At 61.9% G+C, this 20416-nt stretch carries 18 protein-coding genes and 1 pseudogene; 15 read left to right on the top strand and 4 right to left on the bottom strand.

Annotated elements, in window-relative coordinates; translation table 11 throughout:
* Window positions 1-44: 44 nt before the first annotated feature.
* Window positions 45-215, top strand: a pseudogene (locus N554_RS37880) (IclR family transcriptional regulator C-terminal domain-containing protein); the annotation flags it as partial.
* Window positions 216-231: 16 nt separating this feature from the next.
* On the opposite strand, the gene N554_RS0105335 reads toward N554_RS37880, so the two are convergent.
* A complete protein-coding gene (locus tag N554_RS0105335; RefSeq protein WP_029582537.1) occupies window positions 232-1134 on the bottom strand; it encodes a helix-turn-helix transcriptional regulator in 903 nt (300 codons plus the stop codon).
* Between the two features lie 151 nt (window positions 1135-1285).
* Here N554_RS0105335 and N554_RS0105330 point away from each other — a divergent pair, with 151 nt between their 5' ends.
* The 4 genes from N554_RS0105330 (at window position 1286) to boxB (ending at window position 7216) form a co-directional block, all read left to right on the top strand.
* Window positions 1286-2836 (top strand): benzoate-CoA ligase family protein, encoded by a 1551-nt coding sequence (locus N554_RS0105330; RefSeq protein ID WP_029582536.1) that lies wholly within the window; start codon window positions 1286-1288, stop codon window positions 2834-2836.
* 127 nt (window positions 2837-2963) lie between these two features.
* Window positions 2964-3782: an alpha/beta fold hydrolase gene (locus N554_RS0105325; RefSeq protein ID WP_029582535.1), complete on the top strand. Its 819-nt coding sequence runs from the start codon at window positions 2964-2966 to the stop codon at window positions 3780-3782.
* Window positions 3783-3920: 138 nt separating this feature from the next.
* A complete protein-coding gene (gene boxC, locus N554_RS0105320) occupies window positions 3921-5621 on the top strand; it encodes a 2,3-epoxybenzoyl-CoA dihydrolase (protein ID WP_029582534.1) in 1701 nt (566 codons plus the stop codon).
* A gap of 158 nt (window positions 5622-5779) precedes the next feature.
* Window positions 5780-7216: a benzoyl-CoA 2,3-epoxidase subunit BoxB gene (boxB, locus tag N554_RS0105315; protein WP_029582533.1), complete on the top strand. Its 1437-nt coding sequence runs from the start codon at window positions 5780-5782 to the stop codon at window positions 7214-7216.
* Between the two features lie 75 nt (window positions 7217-7291).
* On the opposite strand, the gene N554_RS0105310 is transcribed toward boxB, so the two are convergent.
* Complete coding sequence (locus tag N554_RS0105310) at window positions 7292-8098, bottom strand: SDR family oxidoreductase (protein ID WP_029582532.1); 807 nt, start codon at window positions 8096-8098, stop codon at window positions 7292-7294.
* Window positions 8099-8278: 180 nt separating this feature from the next.
* Entirely contained in the window at window positions 8279-9337 is a 1059-nt protein-coding gene (locus tag N554_RS0105305; RefSeq protein ID WP_029582531.1) for a polysaccharide deacetylase family protein, read from the bottom strand.
* A gap of 163 nt (window positions 9338-9500) precedes the next feature.
* Here N554_RS0105305 and N554_RS0105300 point away from each other — a divergent pair, with 163 nt between their 5' ends.
* The 10 genes from N554_RS0105300 to phoB all read left to right on the top strand — a co-directional run bounded on the left by N554_RS0105300 (window position 9501) and on the right by phoB (window position 19378).
* On the top strand, window positions 9501-10895 hold the full coding sequence (locus tag N554_RS0105300; RefSeq protein ID WP_029582530.1) for an OmpA family protein: 1395 nt from the start codon (window positions 9501-9503) through the stop codon (window positions 10893-10895).
* Between the two features lie 6 nt (window positions 10896-10901).
* Window positions 10902-11195, top strand: a complete 294-nt coding sequence (locus N554_RS0105295; RefSeq protein WP_029582529.1) for a hypothetical protein — start codon at window positions 10902-10904, stop codon at window positions 11193-11195.
* Between the two features lie 360 nt (window positions 11196-11555).
* On the top strand, window positions 11556-12611 hold the full coding sequence (locus tag N554_RS0105290; protein ID WP_029582528.1) for a lysylphosphatidylglycerol synthase domain-containing protein: 1056 nt from the start codon (window positions 11556-11558) through the stop codon (window positions 12609-12611).
* A gap of 34 nt (window positions 12612-12645) precedes the next feature.
* The gene (locus N554_RS0105285; protein WP_029582527.1) at window positions 12646-13944 is read left to right on the top strand and encodes an ATP-binding protein; all 1299 of its coding nucleotides are present in this window, start codon (window positions 12646-12648) and stop codon (window positions 13942-13944) included.
* 140 nt (window positions 13945-14084) lie between these two features.
* The gene (gene pstS / locus N554_RS0105280; protein ID WP_029582526.1) at window positions 14085-15095 is read left to right on the top strand and encodes a phosphate ABC transporter substrate-binding protein PstS; all 1011 of its coding nucleotides are present in this window, start codon (window positions 14085-14087) and stop codon (window positions 15093-15095) included.
* A gap of 174 nt (window positions 15096-15269) precedes the next feature.
* Window positions 15270-16265, top strand: a complete 996-nt coding sequence (gene pstC, locus N554_RS0105275; RefSeq protein WP_029582525.1) for a phosphate ABC transporter permease subunit PstC — start codon at window positions 15270-15272, stop codon at window positions 16263-16265.
* Between the two features lie 4 nt (window positions 16266-16269).
* A complete protein-coding gene (pstA, locus tag N554_RS0105270) occupies window positions 16270-17115 on the top strand; it encodes a phosphate ABC transporter permease PstA (RefSeq protein WP_036052436.1) in 846 nt (281 codons plus the stop codon).
* Window positions 17112-17933 carry a phosphate ABC transporter ATP-binding protein PstB gene (gene pstB / locus N554_RS0105265; protein WP_029582523.1) on the top strand — a complete coding sequence of 274 codons (822 nt, stop codon included), beginning with the start codon at window positions 17112-17114 and terminating at the stop codon, window positions 17931-17933. Before pstA ends, pstB begins: the two co-directional genes overlap by 4 nt.
* 10 nt (window positions 17934-17943) lie before the next feature.
* A complete protein-coding gene (gene phoU, locus N554_RS0105260) occupies window positions 17944-18660 on the top strand; it encodes a phosphate signaling complex protein PhoU (protein WP_029582522.1) in 717 nt (238 codons plus the stop codon).
* Window positions 18661-18673: 13 nt separating this feature from the next.
* Window positions 18674-19378, top strand: a complete 705-nt coding sequence (phoB, locus tag N554_RS0105255) for a phosphate regulon transcriptional regulator PhoB (protein WP_029582521.1) — start codon at window positions 18674-18676, stop codon at window positions 19376-19378.
* A 295-nt stretch (window positions 19379-19673) separates the two neighbouring features.
* On the opposite strand, the gene N554_RS0105250 is transcribed toward phoB, so the two are convergent.
* Window positions 19674-20183: a GcrA family cell cycle regulator gene (locus tag N554_RS0105250; protein WP_029582520.1), complete on the bottom strand. Its 510-nt coding sequence runs from the start codon at window positions 20181-20183 to the stop codon at window positions 19674-19676.
* Window positions 20184-20416 lie beyond the last annotated feature (233 nt).

Raw genomic sequence — 20416 nt, 5'->3', positions numbered from 1 at the left:
TCACAACCATTGCCGCGTGCTCGGTTTCACCTCTCCCGACGGGAGAGGTGGGATTCCGATCGATCTCCGTGCCGATCCGCCGCTACGACGGCGCCATCGTCGCCGCGGTCAATATGGGCGCGCATGTCGATCGTGTCTCGACCGGTGAAATGATCGATCGATTTCTGCCGCTGCTTCGCGAGGGTGCGGATTCGGTGAAATCGATGCTGCTGTAACGGGTGACGTGCGACGTCACCCCCGCGCGAACATTCGCGCATCTTGCTCCAGCACCGGTGACACCGCATCGATCAAACGCGCCGCCGCCGCATCCACGGAAAGCCCTGCGGTATCCACCACCGCAGACGCGCGGGCATACAACGGCTCGCGGCTCAACAAAATGGTGCGTAATTCCGCCATCGCCGAGCGATCATCCGCCATCGGCCGCAGATCGCCTTGCCTGCGCACCCGCGCCATATGTTCTTCCGGCTCGGCCTTCAGCCAGATCGTGTAGAACGACGACAGGATCAGGTCGAAGGTGAGCGGCTCCGAGACGATGCCGCCGCCGGTCGCGAGCACCATCAGCTCTTTTCGCGCCAGCAATTGGCCGAGCGCCGCCTGCTCCATGCGCCGAAAACCTTCCTGGCCGTAGAGCGCGATGATCTCGGCGACCGACAATCCGTTCTGCGCCTCGATCTCCTTGTTCAGCTCGACAAAACTCCAGCCGATTTTTTTCGCCAGCATTTTGCCGAGCGTGGATTTGCCGGCGCCGCGCAGGCCAATCAAGGCGATGCCGGAAAACGACATCCGCCGCTGCGCCGAGGCGCCGCTGCCTTGGCCGGACAGAACGTCCTTGGCCTGCGCAATCTGGTTCGGCGTCGCCTTGCGCACGAGGTCGCGGATGACCGGCCAGTCCGGCGCCGGCTCGGTTGCGGGAATGAGGTCTTCAAGGTGCGCGCCCATCGCATTCGACACTCGGCGCAACAGCACGATCGAGACGTTGCCCTTGCCGCCTTCGAGCTGCGCGATATAGCGTTCGGAAATGCCGGAGACTTTTGCCAGCACCTTGCGCGACATGCCGCGCAGCGCGCGCATGGTGCGGACACGCTGGCCGAGCTGCTCGAGAAAGCCGGTTTCGGGATCGAGAGTTTCGGTCATGTCCCCGTTCGGTTGGGCGCGAAATGCGGCGCTTGGAAACATAATGCCGACAAGGATTGACAGCAAGCGCGTGGAGTGCCTTTCTATGAATTATAATTCTTAAAAGCCGGGGAGAAGACGTCGTGGCACGCTTAAGGTTTGGGGGCGCGGCATGAGCGGCGAGTCCGGTTCCTACAATGCCGTGACCTGGCTGCTCGACCGCAATGTCGAGGAAGGCCGCGGTGCAAAGCTCGCCTTCACCGACACTGTCTCCGAATTGACCTACGGCGAATTGCAAACGCAAAGCCGCCGCGTCGCTAATCTGCTGCGCCGCCTCGGCGTCCGCCGCGAAGAGCGCGTCGCCATGATCATGCTCGATACGGTTGATTTTCCGATCGTGTTTCTCGGTGCGATCCGCGCCGGCGTGGTGCCGGTGCCGCTCAACACGCTGCTGACGTCAGATCAATATGCCTATGTGCTGGCGGATTGCCGCGCGCGGGTGTTGTTCATTTCCGAAGCGCTGCTGCCCGTCGTCAAGGATATGGTCGGGCGGATGCCGGACCTCGAGCATGTCGTCGTCGCCGGCAACGACGCGCATGGCTACAAGAAACTCTCCGATGAACTCGCGGGCGAAAGCGATTCATTTGCAACCGCCGCAACCCACGCCGACGAGCCGGCGTTCTGGCTGTATTCCTCAGGTTCGACCGGCATGCCCAAGGGGGTTCGGCACCTGCATTCCAATCTCGCCGCCACGGCGGACACCTATGCGAAGCAAGTGCTCGGCATTCGAGAGGACGACGTCGGGCTGTCGGCCGCAAAACTGTTTTTCGCCTATGGCCTCGGCAACGCGCTGACGTTCCCGATGTCGGTCGGCGCCACCACCATTCTCAATCCCGAGCGGCCGACGCCGCCTGTGATGTTCGCGCTGATGAACAAATACAACCCCAGCATCTTCTTCGGCGTGCCGACCCTGTTCTCCGCGATGCTCAACGACGAGGCGCTGAAGAACGAACGCTGCGGCATACGCTTGCGCATCTGCACCTCCGCGGGCGAGGCGCTGCCGGAATCTGTTGGCAACGCCTGGAAGGCGCGATTCGGCGTCGACATCCTCGACGGCGTCGGCTCGACCGAGCTGTTGCATATTTTTCTCTCCAACGCGCCGGGCGATATCAAATACGGCACGTCGGGCCGCCCGGTGCCGGGCTACGGGGTGCGGCTGGTCAACGAGGCCGGTGCCGATGTGCCCGATGGGGAGATTGGCGAACTGCTGGTCGATGCGCCCTCGGCCGGCGAAGGCTACTGGAACCAGCGCAGCAAAAGCCGGCAAACATTCGAGGGCCACTGGACCCGTACCGGCGACAAATACATTCGCGACGCCGACGGGCGCTACACGTTTTGCGGCCGCAGCGACGATATGTTCAAGGTGTCCGGCATCTGGGTGTCGCCGTTCGAGGTCGAGAGCGCGTTGATCACCCATCCCGCGGTGTTAGAGGCCGCCGTGGTGCCGGAAGCCGACCCGGAAGGCCTTTTGAAGCCCAAAGCATTCGTGGTGCTGCGTGCGGATGCGAAACAAGACGGCCTGCACGATGCGCTGAAGGAACACGTCAAGCAGAAGATCGGGCCGTGGAAATATCCGCGCTGGATCGATGTGGTGGACAGCCTGCCGAAGACGGCGACCGGGAAGATTCAGCGGTTCAAGTTGCGGGATGGGGATAACAGATGATGTTTCGTCATTCCGGGGCGCGCGTCAGCGCGAACCCGGAATCTCGAGCGGTGAACAATCTTTCGAGATTCCGGATCAGCTCGCTTCGCGACCTGTCCGGAATGACTAAGCGTGTGAACGAAACGACATGACCACCCTTTCCCCCGCCGGCTTCCTGACCATCGGCGCGTCCGATCTCGAATACCGCATGATCGGTCCCGCGCCGGAGGACGCGCCGACGATCGTCATGCTGCATGAGGGTTTAGGGTCGGCCGGGCTGTGGGGGGATTTTCCGGACCGGCTGCAGGCCTCAACCGAGGCCGGCGTGTTGGTCTATTCGCGCGCCGGCTATGGCGCCTCGACGCCTGTAAAGCTGCCGCGCCCGATCGACTACATGCATATCGAAGCGCTCGATGTGCTGCCGAAACTGCTGGATACGATCGGCTTCCGACGCGGCGTGCTCGTCGGGCATTCCGACGGCGCCTCGATCGCGGCGATCTATGCCGGCGCGCATCAGGACCATCGCGTGCAAGGCGTTGCGATGATCGCGCCGCATTTCATCGTCGAAGATATTTCGGTGGCCTCGATCGCCGAGATCAAGACCGCTTATGAAACTACCGATCTGAAGACAAAGCTGGCGCGCTGGCACAAAGATGTAGACAACGCGTTCTACGGCTGGAATGGAGCGTGGCTCGATCCGACATTTCGGAACTGGGATATCTCGGAATACCTCGCCTATATCCGCGTGCCGGTTGCGATCCTGCAGGGCGCCGATGACCAATACGGGACACTTCGGCAGATCGAGATCGCCAGGGACGAATGCTATTGCCCGGTCGACGTCACGATCATCCCGGGGGCCGGACACTCGCCGCATCGTGAAGCATCCGAGGCGGCACTGGAGACGATCTCGGAATTCGCAAGCGCCGTTTTACACAGCAACGAGGCCTCGCAGGGGCGGGCTGTGTAGGCCATTGGCCGAGCCAGCTTTGCCGTCAGCCGCACATGAAACAAAATGCATCTTTCGGCGTTTTAGGGTGGACCAGTTCTAAAACATGCATTATTGTGCATGTAATCGTTAACCCGAAAAGCGAATGATGGTGGCCCAATGGCTGGCGAAAAGGCCGGTGAAGATCGCGTCCTTGCTGGCGGCGCCCAGCGCATCGATTTTCAGACCGATCCGTCGCGCTACCGGCACTGGAAGCTGGACGTCGATGGCGACGTCGGGACGCTGACCATGGATGTCGATGAGAATGGCGGCCTGTTCGAGGGCTATCAGCTCAAGCTGAATTCCTACGATCTCGGCGTCGACATCGAACTCGCCGATGCCGTGCAGCGGCTGCGCTTCGAGCACCCCGGCGTGAAGGTGGTGCTGCTGCGCTCCGGCAAGAACCGCGTGTTCTGCGCCGGCGCCAACATCCGCATGCTGGCGGGCGCCACGCACGCCCACAAGGTCAACTTCTGCAAGTTCACCAACGAGACCCGTAACGGCCTGGAGGATTCCAGCGAGAATTCCGGGCAGCGCTTCATCACCGTCGTCAACGGCACCGCGGCCGGCGGCGGTTACGAACTGGCGCTCGCAACCGATCACATCATCCTCGCCGACGACGGCGCGGCGGCGGTGGCGCTGCCGGAAGTGCCGCTGCTCGCGGTGTTGCCGGGCACCGGCGGACTGACGCGGGTGGTCGACAAGCGCAAGGTGCGCCGTGATCACGCCGATTATTTCTGCACCATCGAGGAAGGCATCAAGGGCAAGCGCGCTGTGCAGTGGCGCCTCGTCGACGAGATCGTGCCGAACAGCAAGTTAGAAGCCAAGGTCGCGGAGCGCACGAAAGAATTCGCCGCCGCGTCGACGCGCAACGGCGCGGGAAAAGGCATTGTGCTCACGCCATTGACGCGCAGCTTTGACGACAACGGCGTGCGCTACGATTTCGTCAGTGTCGATATCAATCGCGCCGAACGCATCGCGACCATTTCGATCAAGGCTCCGGAGGCACGTCCACCGGCCGATATCGACGGCATGATCGCGCAAGGCGCCTCGTTCTGGCCGCTGCAGGTGGCGCGCGAACTTGATGACGCGATACTTCATTTGCGCATCAACGAGCTTGAGACCGCGATGCTGGTGTTCAAGTCGCATGGCGAGCGCGCCAACATTGCTGCTTGCGACGCGTTTCTCGAAGCCAACAAGGCACACTGGCTGGTCAACGAAGTCAGGCAGTACTGGAAGCGCGTGCTGAAGCGCATCGACGTCACCTCGCGCACGCTGGTGACGCTGGTGGAGCCGGGCTCGTGCTTCGTCGGCACGCTGGCCGAACTCGTGTTCGCAGCCGACCGCTCCTACATGCTGATCGGCCAGAAGCAGGGCGACAACCGCGCGCCTCCGACGATCGAATTGACTGCGATGAATTTCGGATCCTACCCGATGAGCCACGGCCTGACGCGGCTGCAATCGCGTTTTCAGGCCGACCCATCGGACCTGGAGCGCGCGCGAGAGAGGATCGGCCAGGCGCTCGACGCCGAGGAGGCCGAGCAGCTCGGCCTCGTCACCTTCGCGCTCGACGATATCGATTGGGATGACGAGATCAGGGTGTTCTTCGAGGAGCGGACCAGCTTCTCGCCCGACGGTCTCACCGGCATGGAAGCCAATTTGCGCTTCGTCGGGCCCGAGACCATGGAATCGAAAATCTTTTCCCGCCTGACGGCGTGGCAAAACTGGATCTTTCAGCGTCCCAATGCGGTCGGCGAAGACGGCGCGCTGCGGCGTTACGGCACCGGCCAGAAGGCGCAGTTCGATATGACGAGGGTTTGAGGGGCGAATGGCGAATGGCGTGTAAGGGCGAATGGCGAGTGGCGAATAGCGAATAGCAAGTCGCCGCTTCTCCAGTCCTTTCTACTCTCTATTCGCTACTCGCCATTCGCCGACCCAACCGCATTTGCCTCAACACGGGAGACCTCCCCATGAACATCATGAACGTCGATTACTCAACCAAGATTCCCAACAACGTGAATCTCAGCGAGGATCGGCAGGTGCTCAAAGCGCTGGAAGGCTGGCATCCCGGCTACATCGACTGGTGGAACGACATGGGGCCGGACGGCTTCCAGCAATCCCTGGTCTATCTGCGCACCGCCTACTCGGTCGATCCGCGCGGCTGGGCCAAGTTCGACTATGTGAGAATGCCTGACTATCGCTGGGGCATTCTTCTCGCGCCCCAGGAAGAAAATCGCGTCATTCCGTTCGGCCAGCATTGCGGCGAGCCGGCATGGCAGGAAGTCCCCGGTGAACACCGCGCCATGCTGCGCCGCCTGATCGTGATCCAGGGCGACACTGAACCGGCGTCCGTCGAACAGCAGCGCCATCTCGGCAAGACCGCGCCCTCGCTCTACGACCTGCGCAACCTGTTCCAGGTCAATGTCGAGGAAGGCCGCCATCTCTGGGCGATGGTCTACCTGTTGCAGAAATATTTCGGCCGCGACGGCCGCGAGGAGGCCGACGAATTGTTGCGCCGCCGCTCGGGGGATGCCGATTCGCCGCGTATGTTGGGCGCCTTCAACGAAGCGACGCCGGACTGGCTATCGTTTTTCATGTTCACTTATTTCACCGACCGCGACGGCAAGATGCAACTGCACAGCCTGGCCCAGTCCGGCTTCGATCCGCTGTCGCGCACCTGCCGCTTCATGCTGACGGAAGAAGCGCATCATATGTTCGTCGGCGAGACCGGCATCAGCCGCGTCGTGCAGCGCACCTGCGAAGCCATGAAGGCTGCCGGTATCAGCGATCCCTCCGATATCGCCAAGGTGCGCGCGCTCGGCGTGATCGATCTTCCGACCATCCAGAAGAAACTGAATTTGCACTACTCGCTCTCGCTCGACCTGTTCGGTTCGGAGGTCTCCACCAATGCGGCGAACGCCTTCAATGCCGGCGTCAAGGGCCGCTATCACGAGACCCAGATCAAGGACGATCACCGACTGCAGAACGACACCTATCCGGTGCTCAAGCTGGTAAACGGCGAAATCAAGCGGGTCGACGAGCCGGCGCTGACCGCGCTCAATATGCGGTTGCGCGACGACTATACGCAGGACTGCGTCAAAGGCCTGTTGCGCTGGAACAAGATCATTTCGCTGGCCGGCTACGACTTCAAACTGAGCCTGCCGGATGTCGCGTTCCATCGCCAGATCGGCGAATTCAAGGGCATCCACGCCACCCCGGATGGGGTGCTGGTCGACGATGCGACCTGGACCAGGCGCAAGGGCGACTGGCTGCCTTCCGTGGACGATGGCGATTTCATCGGCTCATTGATGACGCCGGTGACGGAGATCGGCGTGTTCGCCCCCTGGATTTCGCCGCCCAAGGTTGGGATCGACAACAAGCCCGGCGATTTCGAATACGTGAAAATCGAGACGTGAAGTCAGTTAGCGAATGGCGAGTAGCGAATAGGGAAGGAATTCTATTCGCCATTCGCTACTCACTATTCGCCGCCCCTAGCCCCACCCGTCTCCCTTGATGCCGGGATTGGCGTAGACAATGCCGCCATCGACCGGGATCGTGGCGCCGACCACGTAATCGCCGGCGCGTGAGGCGAGATAGATCGCGGCTCCCGCCATATCTTCATCGGTCCCGATCCGTCCCGACGGCACGCGCTTCGATACCTCGTCAGCATTGTCGCGCGCCGCCTTGTTCATGTCGGATTTAAACGGTCCCGGCGCGATCGCGGATACCACGACATGATCGCCGATGAGTTTTACCGCCATCCGACGGGTCAGATGGATCAGGCCCGCCTTGCTCGCGGCATAGGAATAGGTTTCCATCGGATTGACGAAGATGCCGTCGATCGAAGCGATGTTGATGACCTTGGCGGGCTTCTCCGCGCTGGCGGCGGCGCGCAGCGGCGCGGCCAGCGCCTTGGTGAGAAAGAATGGCGTCTTGAGATTGAGGTTCATCACCTTGTCCCAGCCGCTTTCGCGAAACTCGTCGAAGTCGGCGCCCCACGCCGCGCCGGCGTTGTTGACCAGAATATCCAGCTTCGGCTCGCGCTTTTTGATTTCCGCCGCCAGCATCTCGATGCCGGCCATGGTGGAAATATCGATCGGCAGCGCGATGCATTCGCCGCCATATTTGGCCGTCAGCTCTTTGGCGGTCGCCTCACAGGGTCCGGCCTTGCGCGCGGTAATATAAACCTTCGCCGCGCCCTGGCTGAGAAATCCGGCTGCGATCATCTTGCCGATGCCGCGCGACCCCCCAGTCACCAGCGCCACGCGGCCCTGCAGCGAAAACAGATCCTTGAACATGCGTTTCTCCCTCGAGTTTGCCGATGGTTTTGGGGGCAGGGGTTTGATGAGTCAAGGAACAGCCCGTCGTCCCTGCGAACGCAGGGACCCATAATCCCGGCGCTTAGAGGGCCTCGACGGGAGTGCGGCGCGTCTCACTAATTCGGTGGCTATGGGTCCCTGCGTTCGCAGGGACGACGGTTACGCCGCGTCGATGCGACGAAAGCCGTTCCACATCGCTGTCGCCGCGCCGGAGGTCAGCACCGGGAAAATGCGGGTGTCCTGATAGTTGCCATTGAGCGAGACCCGCGGCAGCGCGGTCAGATAGTCAGCGCTTTCGCGAAAGATCATTCCCGGCCGCGTCGTCACCGCGGTCTTGAATCCGGCCGCGTACGCCAGCGCGAACTCGCGGGCGCCGGCCGAGATCTTGTCGCCAAAGGGATAGGCGAGATGGACGGCGGGGCGCTGCAATGCTTGTTCAATTCGCGCGCGGCTGACCGCCATTTCCTGGCTGGCGATCTCCTCGGTCTGCCTGGCGAGATTGCAATGCGTGATCGAATGTGCGCCGATCGTGACCAGGGCATCGTCCGCGAACGGTTTCAACTCGTCCCAGGACATGCAGAGCTCGCGGCAGATCGCAGTTTGGTCGACGCCGTAACGCGCGCACAGCGCACCGATCTCGCGCTGGGTATCATGCTCGCCCGGCAAGCCGCGCAGCCAGTCGTGCAGACGGTCGAACGCGGCCTGCTTGGCGGCCGGCGTGCTGGTATCGAAGCGGGTCGCGATGTCGCCGATTTTGGCCTCGATCGAGGACGTCTTGGCGATCACCGCTTCCAGCGCGATCCACCATAGCCTGCCCGCACCCTCTGCGAAATCGCTGGCGACATATACGGTGAGCGGCGCCTCGAACTCGCGCATCACCGGCAGCGCGAAATCTCTGTTGTCGCGATAACCATCGTCGAGGGTGAAGCAGGCAAATCGCCGTGAAAAGTTACGTTCGATCAGCCGCTGATGCACCTCATCCATTGTGACGATATCGACGCCGCGCGAGCGAAGATGCCCCAGCATCGCGCGCAGAAACTCCGGCGCGACCTCAAGGTGACGGTTGGGCTGAAATTCGGCGTCACGGCGCGGGCGGACATGGTGCAGCATGAAAATGGCGCCGACGCCTGCGAAGATCGGCCGCAGCAGATAGTGCGCACCGGTGAGGTAAAGCGCTCCCAACCCGGCGCGGATGACGTTGTTGCGAAGCTGCTTCATTAACAATGGCTGGCCGGTGGGGATGCGAAAGCGAAGCTAGCGGGAAACCGCTGAAGAAACAGTTATTCGGACGACTATCCATTGATTGGACTATTCCTGTTATTTCCAGTTTGACAGCCTCGCAAGGGTTTGTTTTCTCTGTTCCAGACCCGCAGGACATCGAATGCACGGACTTTTCAAATGGAGCAGAAAATGGTGGCCGGGCGTGGTTCCACTGGTTGTCTTTTGGGCTATCGCGGCCTGGACAAGTACGGTGCCCCTGGAAACCGATCTGGCCGCCCGCTCCACCGCCGCCCTTAAGGATACCGTACTCGACAAGCGAAGAATCGCGGTCGCCGGCCGCGACGTCAGCTTTGCTGCGGACGCATTTTCGGAAGATGGCCGTCGCGGCGCAGTGGCGTCGGTAGAAGCCGTGCCTGGCGTGCGGCTGGTCAACGACGAAACCCGCCTGATTCCCGAGGCCAAGCCGTTCGTCTGGTCGGCCGAGCGCGACGTCGTCAAGGTGACGTTAGGCGGGAGTGCTCCGTTGCCGGCCAGCAAGGGCAAATTGCTCGAGGCAGCCCGTGCAGGCATTGGCGGCGTCGAAGTCGTCGATCAGATGAATTTGTCGCGGGGCGCGCCGCCGCGTTTCGACAATGCGGCGCTGCTGCTGATCGATCAGATCGGGAAATTGAAAGACGGCAAGATCACGCTTTCTGATACCAAGGTCAGCCTTTCCGGTATGGCGCGCGATCTTGGCGGCCGCGAAGCGATCGCGGCGGCCCTGAAAAATCTTCCCGAGGGTTTTTCGGTCGCCGCCAACGAGATCAAGGCTCCGCCCTATATTTTCCAGGCTTACAAGGATCCTGTCGCGGTGACGCTGACGCTGACCGGCTATGTGCCCGACAACAATGTCCACGCAGCGCTTGCGACGACGGCGACACGCAAGTTCTTCAGCGAAAAGGTGGTCGACAATCTCAAGGCCAGTGTCGGTGCGCCCAGCGGATTCGCCAAGGCGGTGATGCCGGCGCTGGGCGCGCTGTCGCGGCTATCGACGGGCACGCTGGTGGTGTCCGACCGGGAGGTGAAGCTTTCGGGCGACGCCTTCTATGACGCCGCTGCGGCTCAGATCCGTGCCGGCTTGGGTAAGGATTTCCCGCAAGGCTGGCAGTTCAAGGCCGACATTTCGGTCAAGCCGGCGGCCGCGCCGGTGGATGCGACGGTATGTCAGCAGCTGTTTTCGGAGTTGCTCTCCAAGGGAAGAATCCGCTTCGAAACCGGACGCGCCACCATCGATCCGGATTCGGCAGGGCTGCTTGATCGGCTGATCGAAACGGCGCTGCGCTGTCCGACCGCCAATATCGAAATTGCAGGGCATACAGACGGCGATGGCGAGGATTCCTCAAACCAGGCGCTGTCGGAAAAGCGCGCGCAGGCGGTAATCGACTATCTTGTCAAAGCGGGCTTGCCCGCAGATCGTTTCACCCCGATGGGCTATGGCAGCACGCAGCCGGTCGCCAGCAACGATAGCGACGAAGGCAGGGCGCGAAACCGCCGCATCGATTTCGTGGTGAGGTAACGACGAATGGCATTTCTCGCGACATTTCATTGGGGCTGGCTGCTGGCGTCGCTGTTGCTGGGTCTGGCGATGGGCTGGATCGCCGTGGTTCACCGCGGCAAGGGCGTGTCGAAGCGCACGTCCCGGTGGCTGGCGGTAGTTGCGGCGGCGCTCGTCGCGGTGGCGGTTGCACGCGTGATCCCCGGCCGGCCCGGCTATTGGCTCGATCTTGGTCTTACGATGTTTGCCTTGTATCTGGCCGGCTGCGCGGCGGGATCGTGGCTGCGGGATTGGGCGCTTTCGCGCAGCATGCCGACGTGAGCGAACGGACCGCCGCGGGCAATCCGCACCTCGTTGCCCGGCCCTGTCGGCAAGCCGCCGGAACCCGATCTGCTGATTTTCCTTCGGCTGTCGCAATACCGGTCGTCTGCGATCACGAAAACTTCACTCCGGCCTGCGCAGGAGTGCGGCGGGGGACTTTGCCCCTACCGGAGCCAATGCAGCAAAACCACGTATCCGGTGTCCTTCCCCTAATATATTGAAGGAGCGCGTTTTATTCACGCCAAGCGAATTCCACTCCGGCTTAAAACGCGCTACGACATCCTATCAGGGAGCAAGCGTCGTCCCGGCTGCGGCAAAGCTCGCCCGGCCGTCGTCGTGGGATCGTAATTCGAGGTCTAGATGCTGGAAGCAATACGCAGGGCGATCTCGTTTCTGCGCCAGAAGCAAATCCTGCACAAGCTGGGTGTTGTAGTCAGCGTCACCGTTATCGGGATCGCGTGCTATGTGCTGTATCATATGCTGCGAGGCATCGATGTCGACGAGGTCGTCGAGGCCATCAAGAGGACCGAGCCCCGCCAGATCGCGCTGGCGGCACTGTTCGTGGCGGCCGGCTATTTCACCCTGACATTCTACGACTGGTTCGCGGTTCGCGCGATCGGCCACAGCGAAGTCCCCTACCGCGTCAACGCGCTCGCAGCCTTCACCAGTTATTCGATCGGGCATAATGTCGGCGCCAGCGTCTTTACCGGCGGCGCGGTGCGCTATCGCATTTATTCCGCATGGGGATTGAACGCGATCGACGTCGCAAAGATATGCTTTCTGGCCGGCCTGACATTCTGGCTCGGCAATGCCGCGGTGCTGGGATTGGGGATCGCCTATCATCCGGAAGCGGCGGCCGCGATCGATCAGCTCCCGCCCTGGCTCAACCGCCTGGCCGCTTTTGCGATCATCGCTGCGCTGGTGGCGTATGTAGTCTGGGTCTGGACGCAGCCGAGACGGGTAGGTCGCGGGCCATGGACCGTGGAGCTGCCGGGCGGTCCGCTGACGCTGCTGCAGATCGCGATTGGAATCGTCGATCTCGGCTTTTGCGCGCTTGCGATGTACGTGCTGGTGCCGGACGAGCCCAACCTCGGCTTTGTCGTGATCGCGGTTATTTTTGTCTCGGCAACGCTATTAGGTTTCGCCAGCCATTCCCCCGGCGGGCTCGGCGTATTCGACGCCGCCATGCTGGTCGGACTGTGGCAGATGGACAGGGAAGAACTGCTTGCCGGGATGCTGCTGTTTCGCGTCCTCTATTATATTGCTCCATTTGTCATATCTGTAATCCTGCTGACGCTTAGAGAAGTTATCTTAGGTACGCGAATGAAGCGTCTGCGTCGGGCGGCGCCGGGGCTCAACGCCGAGCCGGCGCGCGAAGCCGCCTATGTGAGAGAGCGTGGGGACACTGGCGCCTGACAATGCAAACCCGAATGGGGAGAGAGCCGGCCCGATGGCGATAGACGCTCCTTCTTCTCACTTCTTCTCGCCGTGGCCGGATAGGTTGCGGCATTCGGCCATTATCCTGCTCGCCGCCGGTCTGGCGCTCGCCGTCCTCGTCGCATTCGGCCAACTGGCGCTGGTCCACGCCGCCGCGGTTTTGGCCTGCATCGCCGCCGCCGCGCTGGTGCCCTGGCGATTGCACAATGTCGCCGCGTCGCCTGAGGATGTCCGCGGGGTCAATCCCGTCGAAAGCGCAGCGGTCAGCGCCGTGGTTGCCGGCATGCCGGACCCGGCAGTGCTGCTCGACCGCGCCGGCCGCGTCATTCACCTCAATGCCGCCGCGGCTCAGCTCGCGCCGGCACTGCGCAAGAACGAACTCGCCCAATTCGCGTTGCGCTCGCCCGAAATAATCACCGCGCTCCGCGAAGCCATCGCGACGACGGAAAGCCGGCGTGCGACCTATCTCGATCACGTGCCGGTCGATCGCTGGATGGAACTGATCATCGCGCCGGTGCCGGTGCCGACCCTGTTCGGCGGCACAGACAAATGCATGCTGATGACGTTTCACGATCAGACGCCGCTGCGCCGGGTCGAGGAGATGCGCGCGGACTTCGTGGCCAATGCCAGCCATGAATTGCGTACGCCGCTGGCGGCGCTCTCGGGCTTCATCGATACGCTGCAGGGGCCGGCCAAGGAGGACGCCACGGCGCGCGAGCGTTTTCTCGGTATCATGCATACCCAAGCGAAGCGGATGGCGCGGCTGATCGACGATTTGCTGTCGCTGTCGCGGGTCGAACTCTCCGCCCAGGTCCGTCCCGACACGCTGGTGGATATCGTGCCGATCATCCGCCAGGTCGCGGACGGGTTGGAACCGCTGGCGCGGGAACGTCAGGTCACCGTCGATATCGATCTGCCGGATGCGCCGGTTCTAATCGCGGGCGATCGCGAGGAGTTGTTGCGGCTGTTCGAGAACCTGATCGAGAACGCACTGAAATACGGCGCGTCCGGCGGCAAGGTAGTCGTCTCGCTGATCTCGGCGATCTCGGGCGAAGGTGTGCCGGAAGTTCGCGTCATGGTGCGCGATTTCGGCCCCGGCATCGCGCCGGAACATCTGCCGCGGCTTACCGAGCGGTTCTATCGGGTGGATGTCGGCGACAGCCGCGCGCAGGGCGGAACCGGGCTCGGTTTATCGCTGGTTAAACATATTCTTAACCGCCATCGCGGCCGGCTTTTGATCGAAAGCGTGCCGAAAAACGGCGCCACTTTTACCGCCTGTTTTCCCCAGGCGAAGGTGCTGGCGTCGGAGTAAAAGCAAGCGATTTCAATCGTTTGATGCTGTCATCCAGCTGTCACCAAACCTTCGTAAAAGCAGCATTGACGGCTCTTAAACGGGCGACGTGAGCGCAATCGGGCGCGTTTGGCGCTTCGCTCAACTGATGGAGACCAGCAATGAATTTCATGAAAGCTATCGTCGCTGCCGGCCTGGTCGCCGCATCGACGTCGGCATTCGCCGCCGACATCACGGGAGCGGGTGCGACGTTCCCGTTCCCGATCTATTCGAAGTGGGCCGATGCCTACAAGAAGGAGACCGGCAACGGCCTGAACTATCAGTCGATCGGCTCCGGCGCCGGCATCAAGCAGATCCAGGCCAAGACCGTGACATTCGGCGCTACCGACGCGCCGCTGAAGGCCGAGCAGCTCGAGAAGGACGGCCTGGTGCAGTGGCCGATGGTGATGGGTGCGATCGTTCCCGTCGTGAACCTCGAGGGCATCAATCCGGGCGAACTCGTGCTGTCGGGTGAATTGCTCGGCGATATCTACCTCGGCAAGATCACCAAATGGAACGATCCCGCGATCGCCAAGCTTAATCCGAAGCTGAAGCTGCCGACCGACGCCATCACCGTGGTGCGTCGCTCTGACGGTTCGGGAACGACCTTCAATTTCACCGACTACCTGTCGAAATCCAGCCCGGAATGGAAGACGAAGGTCGGTTCGGGTACCGCGGTTGAGTGGCCGGCCGGCGTTGGCGCCAAGGGCAATGAAGGCGTTGCGGGCAACGTCAGCCAGACCAAGAACTCGATCGGCTATGTCGAGTACGCCTACGCCAAGCAAAACAAGCTGACCTACGCGGCCATGATCAACAAGGCCGGCAAGACCGTGCAGCCGACGATGGCAGCCTTCCAGGCCGCGGCGTCCAACGCCGACTGGGCAAAAGCTCCCGGTTATTTCGTGATCCTCACCGACCAGCCGGGTGAGGCCTCATGGCCGATCACTGCGGCAACTTTCATCCTGATGCACAAGGAGCCGGTTGATAAGGCCGCGTCCGCCGAAGCCGTGAAATTCTTCAAATGGGCTTTCGCCAAGGGCGACAAGATGGCCGAGGAACTCGATTACATCCCGATGCCCGATGCGGTGGTCAAGCTGATCGAGAAGACCTGGTCGGCGGATATCAAGAGCTGATTGGAAAGGTCTCGTGTCCCGGACGCGGTGCAGCGCTTTGCGCGCTGCTCCGCGGAGTCGGAACACCCACTCGCAGTTAATTAAGGTGGACCCCCAGGTCAGCAGCGCACCGCGCGCTGCGCCGCATCCGGGGTGCGAGGCGGATAACAGTACGGGGGGATTGGCGTGGCAGAGATGGCCGTTCAGAGCGATGTAGATGTAATGGAAGCAGCCGGACCTTACGATCGCGCCAAGGCATTGAGCGCGTTCAAAGTCGGCGACGTTACATTTTACTGGATCACCCGCGCCTGCGCGATTTCGGTGCTGTTCATCCTAGGCGGCATCATTCTCTCGCTGATCGTGGGCGCATGGCCGGCGATAAGGGAGTACGGTCTTTCATTCCTGTTCACATCGCGATGGGCGCCGTCAGCCGACCCGCCCGTGCTCGGCGCCCTCGGCCCGATCTATGGTACGTTGGTGACTTCCGTCATCGCGATGATGATCGCGATCCCGGTCGGACTCGGCATTGCGATCTTCCTCACCGAGCTTTGCCCGATATGGTTGCGCCGACCAATCGGCATTGCGGTTGAGTTGCTGGCGGGAATTCCATCGATCATCTACGGGATGTGGGGGTTCTTCGTGCTCGGCCCGTTTATGGCCGATACCTTTCAGCCGTTCATGATCAAACTGTTCGACGGTGTCCCCGTTCTCGGATCCATTTTCGCGGGTCCGCCCTCCTACCTCTCCCTGTTCAACGCGGCGCTGATCCTCGCGATCATGGTGCTGCCGTTTATCACCGCGATTTCGGTCGACGTGTTCAAGACGGTGCCGCCGGTTCTGAAGGAAGCGGCCTACGGCGTCGGCTGCACCACATGGGAAGTCGTTCGCAGCGTGGTGATTCCCTATACGCGCGTCGGCGTCATCGGCGGCATCATGTTGGCGCTGGGCCGCGCGCTCGGTGAAACCATGGCGGTGACCTTCATCATCGGCAACTCGTTCCGGATTTCCCCGTCGGTGTTTGCGCCGGGCACCACGATTTCGGCGGCGATCGCGAGCGAATTTGCCGAAAGCGATGGGCTGCATCAATCCGGCCTGATCCTGCTCGGCCTGTTGCTGTTCGTGCTGACCTTCTTTGTTCTGGCCGCGGCGCGGCTAATGCTGCTGCGTCTGCAACAGAAGGCGGGGAACTGAGATCATGAACCCGATTTATGCATCCCGCCGCCGGTCAGATATTTTCGTCAAGTTTCTATGCCTCGGGGCCGCGGTGTTCGGTGTCACCTGGCTGGCTTTGATTCTGTTTACGCTGCTCTACAACGGCCTCGCTGGTCTCAACGTGCAGGTCTTCACCCAGAACACGCCGCCGCCGGGATCGACCGATGGCGGCTTGCTAAACGCTATCACCGGTTCGCTCATCATGACCGGGATCGGCGTCGGTATCGGCGCGCCGCTCGGTTTGTTCGCCGGCACCTACCTTGCTGAATACGGCCGGAACGACCGCCTGACCACGGTGATCCGCTTCATTAACGATATTCTCTTGAGCGCACCCTCGATCATCATTGGCCTGTTCATCTACGGCGCCATTGTAGTCCCGATGGGCGGGTTCTCCGCCTTCGCCGGATCGCTGGCGCTGGCGGTGATCGTCATCCCGGTGGTGGTGCGCACCACCGAAGACATGTTGCTGCTGGTGCCCAATCCGCTGCGCGAGGCAGCATCGGCGCTCGGCTTGCCGCGCTCGCTTGTCATCAAACGTATCGCCTACCGCGCGGCGCGTGCCGGGCTGATCACCGGCGTACTGCTGGCGACGGCGCGCGTTGCCGGCGAAACCGCGCCGCTATTGTTCACCGCGCTAAGCAACCAGTTCTTCAGCCTCGATCTGACCAAGACAATGGCCAACCTGCCGGTCACCATCAACAATTTCGTGCAAAGCCCGTACGCCTATTGGAAGCAGCTCGCCTGGAGCGGGGCCTTGCTCATCACCTTGACCGTACTTGCCCTGAATATTGGCGCGCGCATTATTGGCGCCGAGAGGACACCAAAATGAACAGTCTTTCTGTATCGATGAGTGACGCGGTTGGACCCGTTCCCTCTGCAGCGTTGCCCGAGGCCCCGGCGAAGGTTACGACGCGCGGCCTGAACTTTTATTACGGCGAGCATCATGCGCTGAAAAACATTAACCTGACGCTCGGTACCCATCGCGTTACTGCCTTCATCGGGCCATCCGGCTGCGGCAAGTCGACGCTGCTGCGGATTTTCAACCGGATGTACGATCTCTATCCGGGGCAACGCGCCACTGGTCAGGTGGTGCTCGATCAGACCAACATTCTCGATCCCAAGCTCGATCTCAATCTGCTGCGTGCGCGCGTCGGCATGGTATTCCAGAAGCCGACGCCATTTCCGATGACGATCTATGAAAACATCGCGTTCGGCATCCGGCTCTACGAAAAAATTTCCAAGTCCGAGATGGACGGCCGTGTGGAAAAGGCGCTACGCGGCGGCGCGCTGTGGAACGAGGTCAAGGACAAGCTGAACGCCAGCGGCCTCAGCCTGTCCGGCGGCCAACAGCAGCGGCTTTGTATCGCCCGCACCGTGGCGGTGCGGCCCGAGGTGATCTTGTTCGACGAGCCGTGCTCGGCGCTCGATCCGATTTCGACCGCCAAGATCGAGGAATTGATTCAGGAGCTGGCGGAGGACTACACTATCGCCATCGTCACCCACAATATGCAGCAGGCCGCGCGCGTCTCGGACAAGACCGCCTTCATGTATCTTGGCGAATTGATCGAATTCGACGAGACCAGCAAGATTTTCACCTCGCCGAGCGATCGACGGACCCAGGACTACATCACCGGCCGGTTCGGCTGAGGAGAGACATATGGCTACTGAACATACCGCCAAGGCGTTCGACAGCGACCTGCAGGAACTTACCCGGCTGGTCGCGGAAATGGGCGGCCTCGCCGAACGCATGATCGTCGAATCGGTCGATGCGCTGATCCGCAGGGATGTCGCGCTCGGCCAGCGTGTTGTGGCCGCCGACGCCGAAATCGACAGCCTGCAGCACGTGATTGAGGAGCGCGCAGTATTGACCATCGCCCGGCGCCAGCCGATGGCGGTGGATCTGCGCGAGATCGTCGGCTCCATGCGGGTCGCGACCGATCTCGAGCGGATCGGAGACCTGGCCAAGAACATGGGCAAGCGGGTCGCGGCGCTGGAGAGCGATTTCCAGCCGCTCAAGCTGATCCGCGGCCTCGAGCACATGACCGATCTCGTGCAGTCGCAGGTGAAGTCCGTGCTCGACGCTTACGCCGCGCACGACCTGCCGGCGGCGATGACGGTCTGGAAGGGCGACGAGGAGGTCGACGCCATCTGTACCTCGCTGTTCCGCGAACTTCTGACCTACATGATGGAAGATCCGCGCAACATCAGCTTCTGCATCCATCTGATGTTCTGCGCCAAGAACATCGAACGGATCGGCGATCACGCCACCAATATCGCGGAAACCGTGTTTTACATGATCGAAGGACAACAGATTCTCGACAAGCGGCCAAAGGGCGACATGACGACCTTTGCCACCACTATATCTGGAAACTGAGAGGCCTGAGCCAATGAGCGCGCGCATTCTGGTAGTCGAAGACGAGGAGGCGCTGACCACGCTGTTGCGCTACAACCTCGATGCCGAAGGCTACGATGTCGAAACCGTCGGACGCGGCGACGACGCCGATACGCGGCTGAAGGAGCGTGTTCCCGACCTGATCGTGCTGGATTGGATGTTGCCGGGCCTGTCCGGGATCGAGCTGTGCCGCCGCCTGCGGGCGCGGCCGGAGACCAGGCAGCTGCCGATCATCATGCTGACCGCGCGCGGTGAGGAGAGCGAACGGGTCAGGGGCCTTGCGACCGGCGCCGACGATTACATCGTCAAGCCGTTCTCGGTGCCGGAATTGCTGGCGCGCGTGAAGGGCCTGTTGCGACGCGCGAGCCCCGAACGGCTCGCCACCGTGCTGAGCTATGGCGACCTCGAGCTCGACCGCGAGAAGCGCCGCGTCGCCCGTTCGGGCCGCCCGATCGATCTCGGTCCGACCGAGTACCGGCTTTTGGAATTTTTTCTGGAGCATCCGGGCCGGGTGTTCAGCCGCGAGCAATTGCTCGACAGCGTTTGGGGCCGCGATATCTATATCGACGAGCGCACGGTCGACGTGCATATCGGGCGGTTGCGCAAACTGCTGAATCCGGGCCGCGAGCAGGATCCGATCCGCACCGTGCGCGGCGCCGGCTATGCGCTGGATGACCGGTTCGCAAAGGCGGCGGAATAAGGCGGAATAGCTCTCCACGGTCGTCCCCACGGACGCGGGGACCCATAACCACCAATCATGATTGTTGAAATGCGCCGGAGTTCCAGCGTGACATAACCACGAATGCCTGTGGCTATGGGTCCCTGCGTTCGCAGGGACGACAAGATCGTCATTGCGAGTTCGTAGCCGGGGTGAAGCGTAGCGCAACCCGGGAAGCCATCAGCCGTGGCGACATAGTCTGGATTTCGCCGAGCCTGTCATCGGGCGGGCGTTCGCGCCACCCGTTGGCTCCATCCGGGCTGCGATAGACCGCGCCTTACCTTGTCGGCTTCGGCGGCTGGCGGCGGCGATCGCTGGCGGGCTGATAGGCGATCCGCGAGTGATGTGCGCAATAGGGCAGGCTGGTCAGCGTTTTGCCGCCGCAGAAGAAGAACTCCGAACTGGCGGGATCGCCGATCGGCCAATGGCAGGTGGCCTCATTCAATTCCAACAGCGACAGCCGCTGGCTCATCGGGACCACGTTGTCATAGGCGATAGGATCGGGCTCCAGCTCGACTTCGAACGCCTGCGCCAGCGCGGTATTGCCGCGCGAGACCGGACGCGAGACCCGCATCATCTGCTGGGCCGGGCGCGCCTTGCGTGGCCGCGGCGCCGCCGAGGAGGGGCTTTTGGCGCGGCCGGAAAGGCCAAGCCGGTGGACCTTGCCGATCACGGCGTTGCGCGTCACATTTCCAAGCTCCGCGGCGATCTGGCTGGCCGAAAGCCCGCCTTCCCAGAGTTTTTTTAACTGCTCGACACGATCGTCAGACCAAGTCAATACCGTCATCGCACTGTTTCCTTCTCGTCGCGCCGGCCGATTGTGGGGCAGCGCTGCGATGCCAAATCTCTAAAATCCCCCCGCGGGCAGAATCCCTTAGCCCTCGCCGACCGCTGCAAGCGCGCCGAACGTTTACGCCAGACACTTAGGACTTAGAGGATCAGAACCGCCGCACGAGATGTCGTACCCAACAGCCCAGAAGCTACAATATGGCGTGACTCCGGCGCAAGAGACCGCATGGG

Source organism: Bradyrhizobium sp. URHD0069, from assembly GCF_000701345.1.
Classification (GTDB): Bacteria; Pseudomonadota; Alphaproteobacteria; order Rhizobiales; family Xanthobacteraceae; genus Bradyrhizobium.
This window is presented reverse-complemented; position numbering and strand designations above follow the sequence as displayed.

Excerpts from the sequence above, each read along its gene's own strand:
- N554_RS0105335 (WP_029582537.1), bottom strand. The coding sequence starts at position 1,134 with ATGACCGAAACTCTCGATCCCGAAACCGGCTTTCTCGAGCAGCTCGGC.
- N554_RS0105330 (WP_029582536.1), top strand. The coding sequence starts at position 1,286 with ATGAGCGGCGAGTCCGGTTCCTACAATGCCGTGACCTGGCTGCTCGAC.
- N554_RS0105325 (WP_029582535.1), top strand. The coding sequence starts at position 2,964 with ATGACCACCCTTTCCCCCGCCGGCTTCCTGACCATCGGCGCGTCCGAT.
- boxC (WP_029582534.1), top strand. The coding sequence starts at position 3,921 with ATGGCTGGCGAAAAGGCCGGTGAAGATCGCGTCCTTGCTGGCGGCGCC.
- boxB (WP_029582533.1), top strand. The coding sequence starts at position 5,780 with ATGAACGTCGATTACTCAACCAAGATTCCCAACAACGTGAATCTCAGC.
- N554_RS0105310 (WP_029582532.1), bottom strand. The coding sequence starts at position 8,098 with ATGTTCAAGGATCTGTTTTCGCTGCAGGGCCGCGTGGCGCTGGTGACT.
- N554_RS0105305 (WP_029582531.1), bottom strand. The coding sequence starts at position 9,337 with ATGAAGCAGCTTCGCAACAACGTCATCCGCGCCGGGTTGGGAGCGCTT.
- N554_RS0105300 (WP_029582530.1), top strand. The coding sequence starts at position 9,501 with ATGCACGGACTTTTCAAATGGAGCAGAAAATGGTGGCCGGGCGTGGTT.
- N554_RS0105295 (WP_029582529.1), top strand. The coding sequence starts at position 10,902 with ATGGCATTTCTCGCGACATTTCATTGGGGCTGGCTGCTGGCGTCGCTG.
- N554_RS0105290 (WP_029582528.1), top strand. The coding sequence starts at position 11,556 with ATGCTGGAAGCAATACGCAGGGCGATCTCGTTTCTGCGCCAGAAGCAA.
- N554_RS0105285 (WP_029582527.1), top strand. The coding sequence starts at position 12,646 with ATGGCGATAGACGCTCCTTCTTCTCACTTCTTCTCGCCGTGGCCGGAT.
- pstS (WP_029582526.1), top strand. The coding sequence starts at position 14,085 with ATGAATTTCATGAAAGCTATCGTCGCTGCCGGCCTGGTCGCCGCATCG.
- pstC (WP_029582525.1), top strand. The coding sequence starts at position 15,270 with ATGGCCGTTCAGAGCGATGTAGATGTAATGGAAGCAGCCGGACCTTAC.
- pstA (WP_036052436.1), top strand. The coding sequence starts at position 16,270 with ATGAACCCGATTTATGCATCCCGCCGCCGGTCAGATATTTTCGTCAAG.
- pstB (WP_029582523.1), top strand. The coding sequence starts at position 17,112 with ATGAACAGTCTTTCTGTATCGATGAGTGACGCGGTTGGACCCGTTCCC.
- phoU (WP_029582522.1), top strand. The coding sequence starts at position 17,944 with ATGGCTACTGAACATACCGCCAAGGCGTTCGACAGCGACCTGCAGGAA.
- phoB (WP_029582521.1), top strand. The coding sequence starts at position 18,674 with ATGAGCGCGCGCATTCTGGTAGTCGAAGACGAGGAGGCGCTGACCACG.
- N554_RS0105250 (WP_029582520.1), bottom strand. The coding sequence starts at position 20,183 with ATGACGGTATTGACTTGGTCTGACGATCGTGTCGAGCAGTTAAAAAAA.